General features: G+C 74.9%; 1 protein-coding gene. It reads right to left on the bottom strand.

Going from position 1 to position 1,765, the window contains the following annotated elements:
- The coding region (locus ACWGIG_RS35405) for an amino acid adenylation domain-containing protein (protein ID WP_453325813.1) at window positions 1–1,765 on the bottom strand (1,765 nt) is incomplete at both ends.

Raw genomic sequence — 1,765 nt, 5'->3', positions numbered from 1 at the left:
CCTGCTTTGCGGGCGCGGGCGACGAGTTGGATGGCGGTGATGGAGTCTCCGCCGAGGGTGAAGAAGTCGTCTTCGGGCCCGGTGTTGTCCAGGTGCAGGACTTGAGCGAAGAGCTGGGTGAGGGTGTCCGCCGCGTTCTGGCCGGATGCCCCGGTTCCGTCGGTTCCGCCGGTTCTGTCGGCTCCGGCGGTGGCTTCGGGTTCCCGGGCCGGTGCGGGCGCCTCGGCTTCCTTTCGTACAGCGGTTGCAGCGGGTCCAGTGGTTGCAGCGGTTCCAGTGGTTCCCGGAGTCGGCTTCGGGGTCGGTCGGGGGGACTCGACGGGGGCCGGCTCGTGCACGGGGAGTGCCGCCCGGTCCACCTTGCCGTTGGGGGTCACGGGCAGCGCGGGCAGCGTGACGAACGCCGACGGGACCAGGTACGCGGGCAGCCGCGCCGCGATCCGTTCCGCGAGCCCCGCCGGGTCGCTCCCCGGGACGTCGGAGGCCACCACGTAGGCCACCAGCCGGGGCGTCCCGAGCCGGTCCTCCCGTACGGCCACCGCGGCCCGGGCGACGGCCGGGTCGGCCACGAGCGCGCTCTCGACCTCGCCCAGCTCGATCCGGTAGCCGCGGACCTTGACCTGGTCGTCCAGCCGGCCGCCGTACATCAGTGTCCCGTCGGGCCGCCACCAGGCGCTGTCCCCGGTGCGGTACATCCGGCCGCCGGGGGCGCAGAACGGGTCGGCGACGAAGCGTGCCGCGGACAGCCCCGGGCGGTTGACGTACCCGCGGGCGAGGACGTCGCCGCCGATGTACAGCTCGCCGGGCACGCCCGCGGGCACGGGGCGCAGGAAGCCGTCGAGGACGTAGATCCGGGCGTCGGGCACGGGCACGCCGATCGGCACCGCGCCCTGCGGCAGCGGGTCGCCGGGCTCCAGCCGGTACTCCGTGCAGCCCACGGTCGCCTCGGTGGGGCCGTACTCGTTCACGACCGTCGCTCCCGGGTGGCGGGCGCGCCACTCCGCCAGCGCCTCACCCGTCAACTGCTCGCCGCCGAGCACCAGTTCGCCGGACGGGGAGTACCAGTCGTCCGACGCCACCAGGATCGGCAGGTGGCTGGGGGTGGCCTTCACGAACGAGGGCGGACGCCCGCCGCCGGCCGGGGCGTCGAAGTCCTCCAGGTCGACGACCCGCACCAGCCCGCCCGCGACGAGCGGGCCGAAGAGGCCGGTGACGGTCAGGTCGAAGGAGGGCGGTGAGTGCACCAGCGCCTGTTCGGCGAGGCCGGGGTACGCCGTGCTCGCGAAGGCGAGGTAGCCGTCGACCGTACGGTGCTCCACCGCGACGCCCTTGGGACGGCCGGTGGACCCGGAGGTGTAGATGACGTACGCGAGATCCTCCGGCCGAAGCGGCCGGCCGCGCTCGATGTCGGTCACCGGGTGCGCGGACAGCGGCGTCAGCTCGGCCTGGACGGCGGGGTCGCCCAGGGGGAGCAGCGACGGGTGCCCGGCGAGCCCCGGGCGGGCCCCGTCGGCGCAGACGACGAGCCGGGGGGCCGCGTCGTCGAGCATGAACGCGACGCGTTCCGCCGGGTAGTCCAGATCGACCGGTACGTAACAGGCGCCCGCCTTCAGGGCGGCGAGCAGCGCGACGAGCAGGTCGGTGCCGCGCGGCAGCGCCACGGCGACCGGGTCCCCGGGGCGCACGCCGCGGCGCAGCATCAGCCGGGCGAGCCGGTTCGCCGCCTCGTCGAGTTCCCGGTAGCCCAGGGAGCGCTGTCCGTCGG

This window comes from Streptomyces sp. NPDC054863, assembly GCF_053610825.1.
Note: the sequence above shows the minus strand (reverse complement) of the source record. Positions and strands in the feature narration are given on the sequence as shown.